This is a genomic window from Saccharopolyspora phatthalungensis (assembly GCF_014203395.1).
Lineage (GTDB): Bacteria > Actinomycetota > Actinomycetes > Mycobacteriales > Pseudonocardiaceae > Saccharopolyspora > Saccharopolyspora phatthalungensis.
On record NZ_JACHIW010000001.1, the window covers coordinates 4,283,812 to 4,302,000 of the forward strand.

General features: G+C 67.9%; 11 protein-coding genes. 9 read left to right on the forward strand and 2 right to left on the reverse strand.

Annotation, left to right across the window (positions count from 1 at the left end; translation table 11 throughout):
• Positions 1 to 24 precede the first annotated feature (24 nt).
• Genes BJ970_RS19745 through BJ970_RS19780 form a run of 8 tightly spaced genes read left to right on the forward strand, consistent with a single transcriptional unit; the run spans position 25 to position 7,377 of the window.
• Complete coding sequence (locus tag BJ970_RS19745; protein WP_184727608.1) at positions 25 to 1,182, forward strand: amidohydrolase family protein; 1,158 nt, start codon at positions 25 to 27, stop codon at positions 1,180 to 1,182.
• Complete coding sequence (locus tag BJ970_RS19750) at positions 1,183 to 2,409, forward strand: alpha-hydroxy acid oxidase (RefSeq protein ID WP_184727609.1); 1,227 nt, start codon at positions 1,183 to 1,185, stop codon at positions 2,407 to 2,409. It begins immediately after the preceding gene.
• Entirely contained in the window at positions 2,406 to 2,918 is a 513-nt protein-coding gene (locus BJ970_RS19755) for a Rieske (2Fe-2S) protein (protein ID WP_184727610.1), read from the forward strand. The genes BJ970_RS19750 and BJ970_RS19755 overlap by 4 nt, the downstream gene beginning before the upstream one ends.
• Positions 2,915 to 4,027: an amidohydrolase family protein gene (locus BJ970_RS19760; RefSeq protein ID WP_184727611.1), complete on the forward strand. Its 1,113-nt coding sequence runs from the start codon at positions 2,915 to 2,917 to the stop codon at positions 4,025 to 4,027. The genes BJ970_RS19755 and BJ970_RS19760 overlap by 4 nt, the downstream gene beginning before the upstream one ends.
• Positions 4,024 to 4,875 carry an HpcH/HpaI aldolase family protein gene (locus BJ970_RS19765; protein WP_184727612.1) on the forward strand — a complete coding sequence of 284 codons (852 nt, stop codon included), beginning with the start codon at positions 4,024 to 4,026 and terminating at the stop codon, positions 4,873 to 4,875. Before BJ970_RS19760 ends, BJ970_RS19765 begins: the two co-directional genes overlap by 4 nt.
• Positions 4,872 to 5,909, forward strand: a complete 1,038-nt coding sequence (locus BJ970_RS19770; RefSeq protein ID WP_184727613.1) for a phosphotriesterase family protein — start codon at positions 4,872 to 4,874, stop codon at positions 5,907 to 5,909. The genes BJ970_RS19765 and BJ970_RS19770 overlap by 4 nt, the downstream gene beginning before the upstream one ends.
• A complete protein-coding gene (locus BJ970_RS19775; RefSeq protein WP_184727614.1) occupies positions 5,906 to 7,189 on the forward strand; it encodes an NADH-ubiquinone oxidoreductase-F iron-sulfur binding region domain-containing protein in 1,284 nt (427 codons plus the stop codon). Before BJ970_RS19770 ends, BJ970_RS19775 begins: the two co-directional genes overlap by 4 nt.
• Entirely contained in the window at positions 7,186 to 7,377 is a 192-nt protein-coding gene (locus BJ970_RS19780; RefSeq protein WP_184727615.1) for a ferredoxin, read from the forward strand. Before BJ970_RS19775 ends, BJ970_RS19780 begins: the two co-directional genes overlap by 4 nt.
• A 66-nt stretch (positions 7,378 to 7,443) precedes the next feature.
• On the opposite strand, the gene BJ970_RS19785 is transcribed toward BJ970_RS19780, so the two are convergent.
• Entirely contained in the window at positions 7,444 to 8,157 is a 714-nt protein-coding gene (locus tag BJ970_RS19785) for a GntR family transcriptional regulator (RefSeq protein WP_184727616.1), read from the reverse strand.
• A 13-nt stretch (positions 8,158 to 8,170) separates the two neighbouring features.
• On the reverse strand, positions 8,171 to 8,518 hold the full coding sequence (locus BJ970_RS19790) for a hypothetical protein (RefSeq protein WP_184727617.1): 348 nt from the start codon (positions 8,516 to 8,518) through the stop codon (positions 8,171 to 8,173).
• A 724-nt stretch (positions 8,519 to 9,242) separates the two neighbouring features.
• Between BJ970_RS19790 and BJ970_RS19795 the strand changes: the two genes are divergently transcribed.
• Positions 9,243 to 18,164: a WXG100-like domain-containing protein gene (locus BJ970_RS19795; RefSeq protein ID WP_184727618.1), complete on the forward strand. Its 8,922-nt coding sequence runs from the start codon at positions 9,243 to 9,245 to the stop codon at positions 18,162 to 18,164.
• Positions 18,165 to 18,189 lie beyond the last annotated feature (25 nt).

The window sequence follows — 18,189 nt, forward strand, 5'->3', positions numbered from 1 at the left end:
TCCGCGCAATCGAGGAGAATGATCATGACCTTGACCGACCCCCGACCCGCCACGGCTCCGCCCGGGGCGAAGCTCGGCATCATCGACACCGACTTCCACCCGATGCCGGTGCCGACGGACCCGCAGATCGCGGAGCACCTTCCCGAGCGGTGGCGGACCTACATCGCCCGCTACGGGCTGGGCAGCTTCGGCGGCGGCGTCTCGCCGTCGCAGCGGGAATTCACCCACCGGCTCGACGCCGTCGACGAGAACGGCCGGGTGGGCGTCGACCCGCATCTGGCCGTGCAACAGGTGTTGGACCCGTTCGACATGTCCGCGGTGGTGCTGACCTGTCCGCAGACCTACATCATCACCAGCGGCGGGGCGAACATGCCCTACGAGTGCGCCTACGCGCTCTACCGCGCCTTCAACGACGCCCTCGCTCACACCTGGGTGGGCGCCGACAGCCGGTTCCACGCCAGCATCACGCTGCCGCGCGACCTCGCCCGTGCCGAGCAGGAGATCGTGCGCTGTAAGGAAGGACCGCACGGCGACTCCTACGTTCAAGTGCTGATGTCCCCGGCCGGCCAGGAACCGCTCGGCAGGCAGCGCTACTGGCCGATCTTCGAAGCATGCGAGCACTACGACATTCCGCTCGCCTTCCACGTCCCCGGCATGGGGCGCCAGCCGACCGGGGCAGGCCGGCAGAACTTCTACGCGGAGATGCACGCCGCTTTCGCCGTGCTGCCGATCTCGATGGTGCCGAGCCTGATCTTCGAGGGTGTCTTCGAACGCTTTCCCCGCCTGAAGATCGCGCTTCTCGAACTCGGCTGGGACTGGGCCGCGCCGTACTCCTGGCGACTCGACGCCACCTACGACAAGCTCCGCGACGAGGTGCCGCACCTGACCCGGCGCCCGTCGGAATACCTGCGCGAGCACTTCTGGTTCTCCACGCAGCCGATCGAGGAGCCGGAGCGGCTGGAAGAGACCCCGCATGTGTACGCCATGTTCGAGGAATCCGGTTTCGCGGACCGGCTGATGTTCTCCTCGGACTATCCGCACTGGGACTTCGACTCGCCGTACGAGTCGGTGCCCGAAACCTTCCCGCTGGACCGTCGGCGGCGAATCCTGGGTGACAACGCGAGCCGCCTCTACGGCATTCCGCTGTTGCCCGGCCACGGCATCCCGGCGGTGGGTGCCTGAATGTCCGCGCTTGAGAAGGCACGCCGCGCACGCCTCGCGCGGCTGTTGAACCACGAGGACGCGCGCCGGGCGGCGGCTCGCGCCCTGCCTCGCGGAATCCGCGAGTACATCGAGGGCGGCGCCGAGGACGAGGTCACCCTGCGGCGAAATGCCAAGGCATTCCGTGACATTGCGTTCCGGCCCCGGATGGCGACGTGGGTCGATCGGCCCGACCTCACGACGACCGTGCTCGGCACCCGCATCGCCCTGCCCGTGCTCACCGCCCCCTGCGGCGGCATGCGGCTCGTCCACCCGGACGGTGACATCGGGCTGGCCACCGCGGCCTCGCGCGCCGGCTCGATCCACGTGGCCAGCTCCGCGGCCGGATTCACCCTTGAGCAGATCGCGGAAGTCCAAGGACCGCAGTGGTTTCAGGTGTACCGCTTCTCCTCTCGCTCCACAATGGAGCACCTCGTGCACCGCGCCCAGGCGGCGGGCTATTCCGCGCTGGTCGCGACGGTGGACACCGCGGTATCCGGCTACCGGGAGCGGGATTTCAAGAACGGCTTCAGCTACTCGATGCGGGTCAACGCCCGCAACGCCGTGAAGCTCGCCCCGCAACTGGTGCGGCGACCCGCGTGGCTCGCGAGGTACGTCCTCGACGGGCTGCCCTTCGAGATCCCGAACACCGCGCAGATCACCGCCGACGGCAAGCCGATGATGCTCACCGAAATGACGAAGGGCGGCGCGGGATCGCACTCGCCCACCTGGACCGATGTGGACTGGCTGCGCGCGAACTGGCGCGGACCACTCGTCGTGAAGGGACTGCTCACGGCCGAGGACGCACGCCGTGCCGTCGATGCGGGGGCCGACGCGGTGATCGTGTCGAACCACGGCGGTCGTCAGCTCGACGGTGCGCCAGCCACGCTGCACGTTCTCCCACGGATCGTCGAGGCGGTCGGCGACACGGCGGAAGTGTTGATGGACAGCGGGATCCGCCGCGGCAGCGACGTCCTCAAGGCACTGTCACTGGGCGCGAAAGCCGTGCTCGTCGGGCGACTCCCGACCTGGGGCCTGGCCGCGGGCGGAACCGCGGGTGTCGAGCGCGTGCTTGAGCTCCTGCGCAGCGAGATGGTCCGCACGATGCGCCTGATGGGGTGCCGGTCGGTGTCCGAATTGGACCCGAGTTGGCTCGGCGAGGACACGATTCCGTTGCACAGCAACAAGAAGGAGGTCAAGGTCCGGTGACCACGGCAGAGACCCGTTCCGAGTCCGCACCGGCCCGGCGCGCGAACCGCTTCGTGGTCGCCCGGGTCGACGAGATCCCGCCGGGGGATCGACGCATCGTCGACGCGGGCGATCGGCAGATCGGCGTGTACAACATCGGCGGCCGGTTCTACGCGATGCTCAACCGCTGCCCGCACCTGGCCGGCCCGCTGTGCGAGGGGCAGGTGGTCAACGCCGTCGAATCCCCCGTGCCGGGCGACGTGCGGCTTGAGGAGTCCCGCACCTACGTCACCTGCCCCTGGCACAACTGGGAATTCGACGTCGAGACCGGCCAGTCGTACTGGAATCCGCGGCTGCGTGCCCGCCCGCTGCCCGTGGGCGTCGAGGGCGGCGCGGAGATCGAGGCGGCCCTCCAGCGCGGCGAGATCGACCGGCTGCCCGGCCCCTACCAAGCCGAGATGGTCCCCGTCTCGGTGGAGTCCGACTACGTCGTGCTGTCGCTGCGGCCGGCCCGAGGAGGCACCTCATGACCGCCCCTGTCACCGCCCTGCTGAAGGGCACTACCCGGGACGCCCTGTGGAGCGGGCCGGTGGTGGACTGCGACGTCCACGCCATCCCGCCGTCGCTGGAGGCCCTGTTCCCCTACACCGACCCGGTGTGGGTGCAGGGAGCTCAGGAGCGCGGCTGGAAAGGACCCAACGGGCACGCCCTGGCCTACCCGCCCGGCGCCCCGACCACCGCGCGGGACGAGTGGCGGCCCGAGGGCAGGCCGCCCGCGTCGAGCGTCGAACTGCTGCGGCAGCATGTCCTCGACCCCTGGCGGGTCGACGCGGCGCTCGTGAACACCGCCTATGGCGTGGACTCGCTGCGTCACCCCGACTGGGCCCCCGCGCTGGCCCGCGCGGTCAACGACTGGCTGATCGCGGAATGGCTCGACCGGGATCCGCGGCTTGTCGGCTCGATGGTCGTCCCGGCGCGCGATCCCGCCGCGGCCGCCGCCGAGATCGAGCGGATCGGCTCGCACCCGCGGATCGTGCAGGTCACCATGCCCGTCCGGGCCGAACGGCTCTATGGACAGCGGGTGTTCTGGCCGATCTACGAGGCCATGACCCGCCACGACCTGGTCATGGGGCTGAGCTGGGGTGGCACCACGGAGGACGCGCCGACGCCCACCGGTTACGCCTCCTGGTACGCCGAGGAGTACGCGGCGGAGATCCAGCTCTACGGCGCGCAGCTGACCAGCATGATCTACGAGGGGATCTTCCAGAAGTTCCCCGGCATGCGCGTGACGATGCTGGAGAGCGGCTTCGCCTGGGTACCCACCTGGAGCTGGAGCATCAACAAGAAGTGGAAGGGCCTGCGCCGCGAGATCCCCTGGGTCGACCGGCTGCCCACCGAGATCATCCGCGACCACTTCCGGTTCTCCATCGCCCCGGCCGATCTGGGCCCGGCCGCGCACGCCCGCAAGATCATCGAATGGCTGGGCTCCGAGGACCTGCTGCTGTTCGCCACGGACTACCCGCACCTGCACACCGACGACCTGGCGGCCGTTCTCGACGTGCTGCCGGAGTCCATGCGGCCGAAGGTCATGGCCGAGTCCGCGCGGCAGTGGTACCGGCTGGACAAGGCCCTCTCATGAACTATGCCAGCACCGCAGCCGCACACCCGAACCGGCTGCGCCGAATCCTGGAAACGGGCGGCACGGCGATCGGGCTCGCCTGCCACACCGGGGATCCGCACATCGCGGAAACCCTGTCGCTCGCCGGTTTCGACTACCTCTACCTCGACCAGCAGCACGGCGTCGGTGGCTTGGGCAGCCCGGTGGACATGCTGCGGGCCACCGCCCGCACCGGCACCACACCGCTGGTGCGGGTCGCGGCGAACGACCCCGTGCTGATCGGTCGTGCCCTCGACGCGGGCGCCGAGGGCGTCATCGTCCCGACGGTCGAGTCCGCCGAGGACGCCCGCCGCGCCGCCGCGGCGGCCCACTACGCCCCCGACGGAATTCGCAGCTGGGGACCGACCCGCTCGGCCTACGGCCTCGGCACCGACCCCGCGACGGTCAACCGCGAGGTCCTCTGCCTCGTCATGATCGAGACCGCCGAAGGTGTGGCCAGGGCGAAGGAAATCGCCGCAGTGCCGGGCGTGCACGGGGTGTACGTGGGGCCGGGCGATCTTGCCGTCAGCCTCGGACTGTCCCCTACCGAGGGGCCACGCGACGCCCGGCATCGCGCCGCGGTGCGCGACATCTGCGCCGCGTGCGACGCGGCCGGCATCGCCGCGGGCATCACCGGCGACCCGCGCACGGAGTCCGCTCGCGGCTTCCGGATGGTCACCGCCGGCTCCGACGTCGGCTTCCTCAAAGCCGGTCTCGCCGACGCGCGGGCCCGCCGGGACTCCCTGCCGCACACCGACACCGACACCGACACCGACACCGACACCGACACCGACACCGACACCGACACCGAAGGAGACCTCAGCGCATGAGCACCGTCAACACCGTCCGGGGACCGATCGACAGCTCCGAGATCGGCACGACGCTGATGCACGAGCACCTCTTCGCCCACAACCCGGAGCTTGAGCAGAACCTGCCGCACCCGGAGTGGGACGAGCAGGCGATGATCGAGAAGGCCCGGAAGAGCCTCACGTCGCTGCACGCGGACAAGGGCATCGACACGTTCGTCGATCTCACCGTGCTGGGGCTCGGCCGCTACCTGCCCACCGTGCAGAAGGTCGCCGACGGCTTGCCGCTCAACATCGTCGTGGCCACCGGCTACTACACCGCCAAGGACCTGCCGACCTACTTCCACACCCACGCCCCGGACGGTCTGGTGGGCAGGACCCTCGGCGGCCGGGACCCGCTCGAAACCATGTTCATCGACGACATCGTCAAGGGCATCCCCGGCACCGACGGGGTCAAGGCCGGGATCATCAAGGTCGTTACCGACGAGCACGGCATGACTCCCGACGTGCAGCGGGTCTTCACCGCCGCCGCCCGCGCCCAGGCCGAGACCGGCGTCCCGATCTCCACGCACACCAACGTCGCCTTCGCCAACGGCCGCGAGCAGCAGAAGTGGTTCCAGAGCAACGGCGTCGACCTGGAGCGCACCGTCATCGGGCACTGCGGCGACTCCACCGACCTGGACTATCTCAAGGAGCTGATGGACAACGGCTCGACCATCGGCCTCGACCGGTTCGGCATGGAGTTCGTGCTCGACGACGACAGCCGCATCGACACCCTCGTCGCACTGCTCGAACAGGGCTACGCCGAACGGATCACCATCTCCCACGACGCCGGGTTCTTCTCGATCAACACCCCGCCGTCCTTCCGCGCGAAGCACGTGCCGAACTGGCACCACCACCGCATTTCCGATCGCATCCTCCCGGAGATCCGCAAGCGCGGCGCCACCGAGGAGCAGATCACCCAGATGATGGTGATCAACCCGGTCCGGGTGCTGACCGGCGACGCCGAGGCGACCGCTGCCGTGGCCGCGAAGGGGCTCGGAGCGGAGGTCTCGTGACGGCCGAACCGGTCACCCTCGCACCTCGCGTCACCCTGGCGGATGCGGCCTCGCGCTGGAACAGCGGCGCGCTGTCCTTGGTGCCCCTTGCCGGGGCAGCGGCGCCATTGGTCCTGGACCGGGACACCCGGGAGACCCTGGCCGAGTACGCGCGTCCGAACGGGGTCTCCGGCCGTGACCTGATCGACGTCGTTGAGGCCGCCGGACTCCGCGGCTGCGGTGGCGCAGGGTTCCCGACCGGCGTCAAGATGCGAGCCGTCGCCGACCGGGAGGGCCCGCGCACGCTCGTCGCGAACGGCGACGAGGGCGAACCGCTCGCGGTGAAAGACCGGTACCTGCTGAGGATCCGCCCGCACCTCGTCCTCGACGGGCTGCTGCGGGTGGCCGAGGCGGTGGCGGCCGATCGAGCCGTCGTCTACCTCTCCGACGCCGTGGCCGCCGACAGCGTGCGCAAGGCGCTCGACGAGCTTGGTGGCACGCCGGTGCCGATCGACGTGGTGCAAGTCCCGCGCACCTATGTCGGGGGCGAGGAATCCTCGGTGGTCCGCGCGATCGACGGCGGGCCCGCGCTGCCGACCGATAAGCCGCCGCGCCCGTTCGAATCAGGGGTGGGCGGGGGCCCGACGCTGGTGCTGAACGTCGAGACCCTAGCCCGGATCCCGGCCGTCGCCGCGGGTGCGGAGACGGACTCGGTGCTGCTCACGCTGACCGGATCCGTCGCGCGGCCCGGCCTCTACGAGGTTCCGCTCGGGCGGCCCATACGCGAGCTCGTCGAACCGGTCGGGGAGCCGGTCGGCTTCCTGATGGGCGGCTACTTCGCCGGCCTGCTCGGGCCGCGCGCGCTCGACATCCCGTTCGGGTTCACCGAGTTGGGAGCCGAGGGCAGCGGACTGGGGTGCGGCGCGGTCTTCGTCCTGGGGCCAGGCGACTGCCCGGTCGCCGCAGCCGCCGACGTCATGGCGTACTTCGACCGAGAGAACGCCCGGCAGTGCGGGCCATGCATCCGCGGCACCGCGGCCATGGCTGAGGCGCTGCGGGAGCTGGCGGACGGGACCGCCTCCGATGCCCGGCTGGAGAAGCTGCGGAGCTGGTCGGCCTCGCTGCGTGGGCGGGGTGCCTGCGCCACCCTCGACGGTGCCTGCAACGTGGCCGCCACCCTGCTCCGCGAGTTCCCCGACCTGGTCGCCGAGCACCGCGCGGTGCCGTGTCCGCGCTGTGCCGCCCTCGGGCCGACCGAACGCACGGCACCCGACATCGATCCCGAACCGGAGGAATCATGAAAGTACGCCTGGAGTCCGCGAAGTGCGACGGGTTCGGCACCTGCGCCGCGCACAGCCCGGAGATCTTCGAACTCGACGAGTGGGGTTACGCCTCGGTCAAGGGCGACGGCGAGGTCACCGCCGACCTGGAGGGCAAGGTCAACCGGGCGGTCGCCGACTGCCCCGTGCACGCCATCATCGTGAGCTGAGCGCGCCCAGAGCGTGTTCAACAGTGGCTTTGCGTAGCGGTGTTTTATAGAACAGACCGTTAACGCTCATCCGGCCAGGCGCCCCGTTCCGCGGGGCGCCTGCGGTGTCTCCGGCTCGCTCCAGAACTCCAGCGAGTCCAGCCACTGGATGAGCAGGTTCCCGGTGCCCTGGAAGTGAGCCGCGGTGCCGCTGCGCGCCGCCTCGACGTCGCCCGCGGCGATGGCGTCGATCAAGGGCGTGTGCTGCGTCCGATTGACCTCGGACCAGCCCGGGACCACGTGGAAGTTCTCCGGGAACTGCAACGGGACGAGCCGGCTCGCGGCCTGCGCGAACCAGTTCAGCTTGGGCGCGTCGGCGATCACCGACACGTAGTGGTGCAGGGCGGAGTTCAGCTCGGTGGCCAGGTGGCCGTCCGACGGGTCGGCGTCCCGGATCCGCTGATCGATCTCTCGCAGGTATGCGACATCCCGCGACGTCGCGCGGGTGGCGGCCCGCGCCGCGATCTCACCCTCCGCCGTCGACCACATCAGATAGGTGTCCTCGACGTCCTTGCGCCGGATTGGGGCGACCCGGAACCCACGGTTGGGCTCGTGGCGCACCCAGCCATCCTGCGACAGGAGCAGCAGAGCCTCGCGGACGGGCGTGATACTGACCCCTAGCTCTTCGGCCAGCTGCCCCAGTCGAAGGGTGTCGCCGGGGTGAACGGTCCGCGCCATGATCTGGTCGCGGATCGCGCTTGCGACGTTGCTGCGCAACTGTTCCTTCTCGGCCCGTCCCACGTCTCGATGATACTCAGCGGAAACCGGCGCCCATCCCGCCCGCGCCGCGATGCTGACCGCAGGTCCGCCCGCCGTCCATCCCAGCCCGATGGCGGACCTGCCCCTCCCGGTCCTGGAGCACATCGGCGAGGATCTCGCCGAAACTCTCGATATTGACGCTGCCGGTGCTGGGTTCTGAGGCGGAGCGGAAGATCATGATCTCGTGGCCGACCGGGGCGTCGAAGCGGGTGTCGAGCCGGCTCATCCGGATGTTGCCGTTGGGCGATCGATGTTCTCGGCGGCTTTGCCGATGGGGCGGTTTCCGGCAAACATGGACATGGTTTTCGGTCTGCGGGATGCCGGAGATGGCCTCGGTGACCATAATCACTTTGTTGCGCTCGGCTTGAAGTCCCGGAACACTGGGAACCTTTCGCTCCGACGTATCGCGCCAGGAGTGTGTCGAGTTCGGCCTGGCGATACCTACCGTGCCGTTGGCCGCGCGGCCGATGTCGCTGAGTCCTTTGCCGAGCCGCGGGACCGCGTTGCCGTGCGCGAGGCCGCCAGCATCGCGGAGTTTACGCAGCTTATTGCCCAGGGCGCTGCCGCATCGGGACGGTCGCGGATGGCGTTGACCCGCTGGTCCTTTTCGTATCGTGGCAGACCGGCGGCGCAGCGACAGCGGAAAGTCGACAGTAGCATCCGTACCCACAGTGGAGCTCCCGGCGGGAACGACGGGGCGGACGCCGATGGCAAGTGACGACTCGGCTTTCTGGGTGGACATAGCAGGGTTTCGTTCCGGTATGGGTGCCGTCGGGGATCTCGCCGGGACCCGTAGCCGATAAGCTCGGCAGCGTCGGGCGCGGGGGCGCGCAGGTCGGGGAAGGCACGGACACAATGCCGAATATTGTCAATAGCGTGACGAAACAATTGTCGCCGCTTGACGTGGATGTCAAGTTTTTCGAACGAATTCTCGAACGTGGCGGCCGAACGCGCGGAGCACTGTGTAGCCGGGATCACTAGCTTGGCGAGACGCTATCGTCCGGATGGCAAACCGAATTGTAGTGGTTTCGGGTTGATCATGAGAATTTCCTGAGTTGGTGGTTTGTGTGTCGATTGTGGTGCCGGCGGAGGTTCGACGGCTTTTTCAGGTGTTGACGGGTGAGGACATGACGGATGCGGATGAGGATGCGTTGCTGAGGGCGGGGGAGAGGCTGCTGTCGGGTGCGGTAACGGTGGCGGGGTTGGCTGGGGTGTTGGGAGAGGTAGTGGGGCGGGTGCGGGGTGAGTTTTCGGGCAAGGCGGCGGACCGGTTTTCCCAGCGCGTGGGCGCCTTTGCGGGCGTGCTGGAGTCTTCGGGTGGAGCGTTGCGGGAGTTGGGGGCGTTTGTGCGGGATCTGGGGTGGCAGGTGAAGTATTTGAAGTTTGTGACGGTGGGCGGGCTGTTGTTGCTGTTGGCGGAAATCGCGTGGGCGGTGGCAATGGCCGGTGCGACGGGTGGGGCGTCGATGGCGTGGCTGGCGGCCCGGATGGCGGTGATGCGGTTTCTGTTGTCGCGGTGGTGGGGCCAGTTGTTTATGCGGTTGGCGGTAAGTGCGGGGGTGGGGGTGGGGTTGAACGTGCTGCCGGATGTGGTGGCGCAGGGGGTCCTGGTGGGTGAGGGCAAGCACGGGTGGTCGACGCGGTGGACGCGGGATGCGGCGGGGGTGGGGGCGATGTCGGCGGCGGTGGGTCTGCCGATGTCGGCGTTGGGCAATGTGGTGGGCAAGGCCGTGGCGCGGATTTTGGTGACGGGGCTAGGGGATCAGGTGGATCGGGCGGTGCTGGCGGCGGCGGCGCGGCGGGCGGCCGAGGAGCATGCGCAGTCCTATCCGGTATCGGGGATGGCGCGGTTTGCGGATGTGGTGGCGGAGGCGGTGGATTCGTATGCGGGGATGTCGGTGCGGGGGTTGTGGGCGGCGCAGTTTGGCCGGGGGCTAGGGGAGTCGGTGGCGGAGGGTTTGACCGAGATGGTGGGTGAGTTGGTGTATGGGGTGGCCAGTGGTCAGGGGGTGCAACTCAACCCGTTCTCGTTCACGGCCGGGGTGTCGGAGTCGGTGTCCTCGGGCGCGGGGAGATTGACGGGGCTGGCGGTGCGGGGTGAGTTGATACCGCCGGGCACGCGCTACCGGGGCCAGCCCCCCAGTGAGGAGACAACTCCACTGGTCGCGGCGGATTCCGAGCCGAAAACCGGTGACGGCCCAGGCGTCTCGGGTACCGGTGGGGCGGTGTCTGATGTGGATTCTGCGGTTCCCGAGTCGAATTCAGCCTTTTCCGATCCGGTCGCGGGTGGGGGTGTCGGTGGTTTCTGGGCTGGTGTGGCTGGGACGGAGGGCGGAAAGACCGGGGCTGCCGGGGAAAAGAGCGTGGAGCCGGGTGACGAGAAAGGCGTTGCAGAAGGCAAGAGTACGGTGCCGGATGACGAAAATGGTTCGGCTGAAGGCAAAGTGGCGGACCCAGGCAAGGGGATTGCATCGCCTTCTGCTGATTTTGCGGGGGTGTCGCGTCCGGGTGTTGTGCGAGCGGATGGTGACTCTGCGGCCGGGCGTTTCGACGATGGCCGGGCCACGACTTCGGCCGCTCACGCTCCAGGAACGCCAGGCGGTGCGGTTGGTGTGGGGACTGGGGCTGGAATCCCGCACGGCGGCTTATCGTCGGTGTCTGCCAGCTCCGTGGCTCGTGGTCAAGCTGCCTACGGCGAAAAACCGGATGGTCCGGCGAATGTGGGCAGGGACGTCGCTGCAGTGTCGACCGGCTTTGGCGCGGCTCCGGTCGGTCATCCGGTCTGGAGGGGCGCGGCGCCGGATTCCCGGAAACCGCCGCATGATCAGGACTTGGCTGGCGACCAGCGCGCCCGGGAAGAGTCCACTAAGGCCGATGGAACTGTGGACGGTTCTCGGCGCGGTACACCGCCATCGCCCTATTCGCATGAAGGTGCGACTGGACAGGTCCAACAAGGTCCACTGTCACCGACATATTCGGCTGAGGATGCGGTTGGGCAGGGTACGCCGCCGGTGTTCACCTCGGCCACCGGCGACAACCGCAGTGGACCATCGTCGTCTAATGTGGGCAAGGCCGGTGCCTTCGTGGACGATACGCGAGTGGCAGAGCCGGTGCGTGAATCGGCGGCGTGGGATGCGTTGAGGTTGCCTTCGGATGCGGTGCCGGTGCGGGACGCTGTGGCGGGAAGTGTGGCGCAGTGGTCGGTGCGGGATTTGCGGCGGGAGATCGACCGGGCTCGGATGGTGGCTGGGCCGCGTGAGCCGGCGTTGTTGCTGGTGCAGCACACGCACGACGTCACAAAACTGGTCGATCACAACGTTGTTTCGGTTGCCGAGGTGGTCGACCTGGTGGCGGCCAGGCGCCTGGAACACGGCCTCGTTCAGGCAAGGAACTTCTCCCGGGAATTGGCGGCCTGGCTTGGTACGGAGGGCAACTCGCTGCCGCTTCGTGCCGGAGCGGGGTCGGATTCGCAGGAGGTTACGGAGGATTCGCGGCCGACGGCAGATGAGTCGGTGGATGACTGGGGGGCGTTTGATCAGTTTGAGGCCGCGGCACAGTGGGCTTCGCTGGTGTGGTCTGCGGCGGGAGATGAAGCGCTGCCCTGGCCGGTTGATCCGTTGGGTGCTGGGCAGTCGTTGGGTGTTAGCGGGAATGCGTTTCCAGACGATCACACGGGGCGTGTATCGACCGATGATCTGCCGGATGTGGTTGCGGCTGAAGGAGATGCGGGCGGCGCGCAGGTGGATTTGGCGGAGGTGTGGGCGGAGGTGCGTCGGGCCGAAGAGGCTGGTGAACCGCACACGGGCGCGACGTTGGCGAAACTGTTCGGAAAGAGCGGGAGATGGGGCAATAAGTGGCTGGCGGATTACCGGCGGCAGGAGGGGGATGTGAGTCAGGCGGACGTGGTGAGGCGAAGGCATGCGGCGAATGTGGCCGAGGTGTGGGCGGAGGTGCGTCGTGCCGACGAAGCTGGTGAGCCCCACACCGGTCCAACGTTGGGTGCCAAGTTCGGAAGAAGCGAATCATGGGGTTATAAGCGGCTTGTGGAGTTCAGACGGGATGCGGGCCGTGCGGCTTCCGCGCGGGATGCGCAATCGCAGGCTCGTTTTGCTGACTCGGGTAATGAGGATGTTGAGTCTGGGCGGATATCTGGTCGGAATGTGCCCCGGGCGACCAGGACAAACCAGACCCGGGGGGTGGACTTGACGCAGCTGTGGGCGGAGGTGCGTCGGGCCGAGGAGGCGGGTGAGCCGCACACGGGCGCGACGTTGGCGAACCTGTTCGGAAAGAGCGGAAGATGGGGTAATAGGTGGCTTTCGGAATTCAGGCAGCGGCAGGGGGGTGCGAGTCAGGCGGATGTGGTGAAGCGCAGGAGAGCGTCGGGTTTGGCCGGGGTGTGGGCGGAGGTGCGTCGGGCCGAAGAGGCGGGTGAGCGCCACACTGGCCCGTCGTTGGGGGCCAAGTTCGGAAAAAGCACGTCGTGGGGTACCCGGCGGCTCGCGGAGTTCAGGCAGCGGCAGCAGGATTTGAGCCAGGCGGATGCGGCGAACCAGCGGCAGGCGGCGGGTTTAGCGGGGTTGCGTAGTGCTGATGAGGCGGGTGAGCCCCAGACAGACCGGTCGGATGCGTTCGGAGCGGGCGGTACAACCCTGGTGCGGGAGGATGTGTGGGCGGACTCCGGTCGTGCTCGTGACGCGCGTGAGCTCCACGCAGGTGCGTCGTTGGGGAACGTGTTTGGAAGGAGCATGTCGTGGGGTTATGCGCAGATCGCGGAGTTCAGGAGGAGAGAGGATAGCGGGTCAGCTTTGGAGGTACCGGGGTCTGAGCAGACGGTGTCGGCGGAGGCAACGGACGTGATTGCCGCCGAGCGGTCGGGGTTGGTCGCGGAGTTGGTGGGGTTGGTGGGCTCGTTGCGGGGGTTGTTGGTGGGTGCGCCGGAGGGGTATCGGCCGGGGTTGCGGGCGCGGGTTGAGGAGTGGTCGGCGCAGTTGGAGCGGGGTGGGGTGGACGGCGCGGCAATTGAGCGTTTGCGTAGGCGGGTGGGGCAGGCTGCGGAGTTGGTGGAGCGGGTGCGGGCTGATCGGTCGGGGTGGAATGTGGACGAAGGTGAGCCGGTCGCGGGGGTGGACGCGCCTGAGTCGGGTGTGGTTTCGGGGTTGTTTCCGGCGGATGTGGTGGCGGCTGGGTCCGGCGTCCAGGGGGAGATGGCGGTGACTTGGGGGCCGTTGGGTTTGCGTGATGTGGCGGTGCGGATTGTGCAGGGTACCCATGATGTGGTGCGGCTGGCGCGTGCGGGTTCTTTGGATGCGGTGGTGGATCAGGTTGCCCAGCGGGTTCGTGAGTTCGGTCGTGCTGAGGGATTGCGGTTCTCCCGGGAGTTGGCGCTCACGCTGGGAACGCAAGGGACGGGACTGGCAGTTCGCGCCGGCGGAGGGCCGGATTCGCCGGCAGGTGCCGAGAACCCACCGGCGACTGCTGAGTTGCTGGATGGCTTGGCGGCGTTTGGTCCGGTGGAGTCTGAGCCGGTGCGTGCTTTCCTGGAGTGGGCCGAGTCGGCGGACGATACGGCGTGGCCGGCTGATCCGGTGGGCATCGGACCGTCGTGGGCCTTTGGCTGGGGTGACATTCAGTACGGACAAGCCTCGGGCGCGCTGGCGGATCTGCCGGTAGGGGGCACGGATGTCGTTGCGGCTGTACCATTTCCGGGCGATGTGGGCGGTCTGCCTGCTGCCGGGGATGTGGGTGGCCCGGCTTTGGGGGCCGAAAGTAGCGGGCACCAGCGGGGTCATCTCGACGACTTGGGTGATGAGGATGCCGAGTCTGACGAGACTGAGAGGCAGCTGGGTCGGCATGTGCCGCAGGCGGACGCGGCGGGGAAGGCCAGGGACGCGGACTTGGAGGATGTGTGGGCGGAGGTGCGTCGGGCTGAAGACGCCGGTAAGCCCCACACGGGTGCGACGTTGGCGGCCAATTTCGGACGGAGCACGTCGTGGGGTTTGGCGCGGCTAAGGCAGTTCAGGGCTCGGGAAGGCAATATGGCCCGGCCGCAGGAGGTGGAGCTGGAGGATGTGTGGGCGGAGTTGCGTCGTGCTGAGGAGGCGCGTAAGCCCCACACGGGTGCGACGTTGGCGGCCAAATTCGGACGGAGCACGTCGTGGGGCAAGGCGCGGCTTGCGGAGTTCAGGCGGGCTTATGGCCGCCCTACGGCCCGAGTGCAGTATGTGAATTTGGAGGATGTGTGGGCGGAGTTGAGTCGTGCCGAGGAGGCGGGTAACCCCCCCACGGGTGCCGTTTTGGGGGCGATGTTCGGCAGGAGTTGGACGTGGGGCAAAGAGCGGCTTGCGGAGTACCGGCGGAGACAGCGCGTTAGGGCTCGGCCGCACGAGGTGAAATTGGAGGATGTGTGGGCGGAGTTGCGTCGTGCTGCGGAGGCGGATGAACAGCACACGGGTAGGTCATTGGGAGCGATGTTCGGACGGAGCGGGAGGTGGGGTTCGGATCGGCTTGCGGAGTTCAGGGCGAGAGCGGGCGCCGCGAGCCAGGCGGATATGGCGAAGCGGAGGCGGGAGGCGGCTTTGGAGGATGTGTGGGCGGAGCTGCGTCGTGCCCGTGCCGCGGGTGAGACCTACACCGGCCAGTCGTTGGCGGACAAGTTCAAGAAAAGCAGAGCGTGGGGTAACGCCCGGCTCGCGGAGTTCAGGAGGAGGGAGGGCGGTGGTTCTGTTTCGGGGGCGCTGGCCGCTGGGCCTGCCGTGCCGACGGAGGGTATGCCAGCGGAAGATGTAGGCGTTGCTGATGATCAGCGGCCGGAGTTGGCTTCGGAGCTGGTGGGGTTGGTGGGTACGTTGCGGGGCTTGTTGGTGGGTGCGCCGGAGGGGTATCGGCCGGGGTTGCAGGCGCGGGTTGAGGAGTGGTCGGCACAGTTGGAGCGGTGCGGATTCGATGGCGTGGCTGTTGAGGGGTTGCGGACGCGGGTGGGGCAGGCCGCGGAGTTGGTGGAGCGAGTGTGGACTGAGCGGTTTGGGGTGGCTTCCGGTTTCTCCAGGGCAGAAACGACGATAGCTGGGCCCCATGCGGCGGAAGAGACTGCGGAGACGGGGGCGCCGTCGGGTTCACAGCATGTTGCGGCGGGGATTGTGCGGGGCACGCATGACGTGATGACGCTGGCGAACGAGGACACCTTGGACGGGGTGGTGGATCAGTTCGCGGAGATGGTCCCCGACTTCGGCCATGACGAGGCGTTGCCGTTCTCACGAGAATTGGGCACCACACATGGTACGGAAGGTGGTGTGAGCCGGACGGAGGAGGCTGCGGAGCAAACGGAGACGTTGCTGGAGAACGTGTGGGCGGAGTTGCGTCGTGCTCGCGACGCGGGTCAGACCTACAGCGGTCAGTCCTTGGCGGCCAAGTTCAAAAAGAGCAGACCGTGGGGGGTTAAGCAGCTTGCCGAGTTCAGGAAAAGGGAGGGCGGGTTGAGTCGGGCGGAGGAGGCTGCGGGGGAGCGTGAGGTGTTGTTGGAGAACGTGTGGGCGGAGTTGCGTCGTGCTCGTGACGCGGGTAAGCCCCACACTCATAAGACGTTGGGGGAGGCGTTCAACAAGAGCGCTAGGTGGGGTGGGGAGCGGCTTGCGGAGTTCCGGGCCAAGGAGGGCGGGCCAAGCGGGACCGAGGTGCTGAGGCGGGCGCGAGAGGAACAGTTGGAGCAGGTGTGGGCGGAGGTGCGTCGCGCTGACGAGGCCGGTCAGCCGCACTCGGGTAGGTCGTTGGGGGAGGCGTTCGGAAAGGGCGCGTGGTGGGGTGGGGAGCGGCTTGCGGAGTACCGGGCCAAGGAAGGGGGTGTGAGTCGGTCGGAACTGCAGAAGCGGGAGCGGGCAGCGTTGGTGGAGAGGGCGTGGGCAGAGTTGCGTCGTGCTCGTGACGCGGGTCTGACCCACACGGGTCGGTCGTTGGGCGCCTTGTTCGGCAAGGGCGCGTCGTGGGGCGGGGAGAGAATTGCGGAGTTCAGGGCCCGGGAGAAGTTGATTCGGACGGATGCGGTTGCGGAGCGGGAGGCGGCGGCCGAGGAGCCGGAGGTGTCGGCGGAGGATGCGGATGTGGCTGAGCGGTCGAGGTTGGTTTCAGATTTGGTGGGCTTGCTGGCTTCCTTGCGGGAGCTGCTGGTTGATGCGCCGGAAGGGTATCGGCCGGTGTTGCGAGCACGGGTTGACGTTTGGTGGACGCAGTTGGATCCGGGTGAGTTGGAGAACGCGGATGTTGAGCGTTTGCGCCGGCGGGTGGGGCAGGCTGCGGAGTTGGTGGAGCGGGTGCGGACCGAGCGGTCGGGGTGGCATCCGGGTGGGAGTGCGGTTGCGGAAGGGTCCGCGTCGGCCGTAGGAATGGATGTGGTCGAGGCCGGACCGTCAGGGCCGGTTTCCGCGGTGTCCGCAGCAGAAACAGCCGGATCGGTCGTCCACAGTGGTGAGGTGGCGGGTTCGCGGGCGGACCGTCCGGCGGGGGAGGAATCCGCAAGGAGCGGCGGGGCTGGTGATGTGCCCGCTGAGGGGGTGGATGAGTTCCTTCGATTTGATCAGAACGCATCCGAGTCGGCGCGCGATTTGCTGGCGTGGGCGTCTGCGCTGGTGGGTGATTCGTGGTCGCTTGATCCGTCGACAGTTGACTGGTCGTTTGGGCCCGGGGTGGATATGCATCCTGAGACCGAGTGGAGTGGCGCCTCCGGCGCGGACACGGCCGTTGATGGCTTCGGACCGACGGCGTCGATCGGTGAGAGCAGCGGTCATCAGCAGGGCGCCCCTTATTCGGGTGGCCAGGGCGCGGTGCCGGGCCTTGCGGGGCCGTCTGGGTCGAGTTGGTCTGAGCCGGCCAACCGGGAAAGCGGCGGTGCGGCTGTGCCGGCATTGCAACAGGAATTCGAGGCTGCGGAGCGGATGTTGGGAAGCTTGGATCAAGAAGCCGTACACCACCTGCTTGCCGAAGCGGACAAGATCTTGGGGCCCCTTCAGAAGTCGGCACGGTTTCGCTATGTGATGGCGCACAGGTTGTTGACGCATCCGGGCGACGTGGATGGTGCTCGGGCGTTGCGAGAGCGACTGGTCGGTTACCTGATTGCTGACGCGGATCTCGACGAGTGGGGGCGCTTGATCATCGCGGCGCAGGCTAGTGGTTTGAGCAGCGCAGATGAAGTCAGGAGTCTGGTGCAAGAGGAAGCACGAGCCGAGGCGTTTCGTAAGCAATACACCGGTAAGACATTGGGGCAGAAGTACAACCGGAACGAAAGCTGGGGCGGAGTAAGGATTCGGGAGGCCAAGTCCCAGCTGACTTTTCGTTGTCGTGCCGCGGCTGACTCCCTGCGTGAGCTTTCGCGCCTTGCACCGGCCGAGTACCGGAATACGGTGAACAGGCAGATCGTAAACTGGTCGAACATCGCGTCGAACCTTTCGTACCGGCGTGCGGACGTTGTCCGGCTCCGGCAGCGGGCGGACGCTGCCGCCGCGGCTGATGCCGCGATTCGGGAACTGCTGGACTTGGACGGTGCGGCGAGCGAGCCGTTGAACCAGGTGCGCCTTTGGTATGGGGATGACGCAGCGGATGGTTTGCTGGCGGAGGCGAGGGAACGCCTCGGCAGTGTTCTTCGGGAATCTCCTGCTTTCCAGCGTGTGATGGCCCATCGGCTGCTGACGGCTTGGGACGATCCGGCCGCCATCGAGACCTTGCGCAACAAATTGCAAGACTTGATGACCGCGAACCTGAGTGTGAGCGCGGGTGCCCGGCCGGCTCCAGAGGCGGGTGCGTTCCTTCCGGGGCCGGGCGGCGCTGCGGAGTCGGTGCGGTCGGGTCATAGGGGTGACACGACGGGCGAAGCCGAGGACTCCGATGTCGACGGCTTCGTGCCGGGGGATGAGTTGGGTGGCGACGCCCCGCGCCGCCTGTCCTGGCCTAGTAAGCGCGGAAAGGCAAGGGGTTCCACCGTGGATGGTTACGGAATGTTTTAACGGCGTTTCCCCAACGAGCATGCCG

Excerpts from the sequence above, each read along its gene's own strand:
- BJ970_RS19780 (WP_184727615.1), top strand. The coding sequence starts at position 7,186 with ATGAAAGTACGCCTGGAGTCCGCGAAGTGCGACGGGTTCGGCACCTGC.
- BJ970_RS19750 (WP_184727609.1), top strand. The coding sequence starts at position 1,183 with ATGTCCGCGCTTGAGAAGGCACGCCGCGCACGCCTCGCGCGGCTGTTG.
- BJ970_RS19760 (WP_184727611.1), top strand. The coding sequence starts at position 2,915 with ATGACCGCCCCTGTCACCGCCCTGCTGAAGGGCACTACCCGGGACGCC.
- BJ970_RS19770 (WP_184727613.1), top strand. The coding sequence starts at position 4,872 with ATGAGCACCGTCAACACCGTCCGGGGACCGATCGACAGCTCCGAGATC.
- BJ970_RS19745 (WP_184727608.1), top strand. The coding sequence starts at position 25 with ATGACCTTGACCGACCCCCGACCCGCCACGGCTCCGCCCGGGGCGAAG.
- BJ970_RS19765 (WP_184727612.1), top strand. The coding sequence starts at position 4,024 with ATGAACTATGCCAGCACCGCAGCCGCACACCCGAACCGGCTGCGCCGA.
- BJ970_RS19790 (WP_184727617.1), bottom strand. The coding sequence starts at position 8,518 with ATGGTCACCGAGGCCATCTCCGGCATCCCGCAGACCGAAAACCATGTC.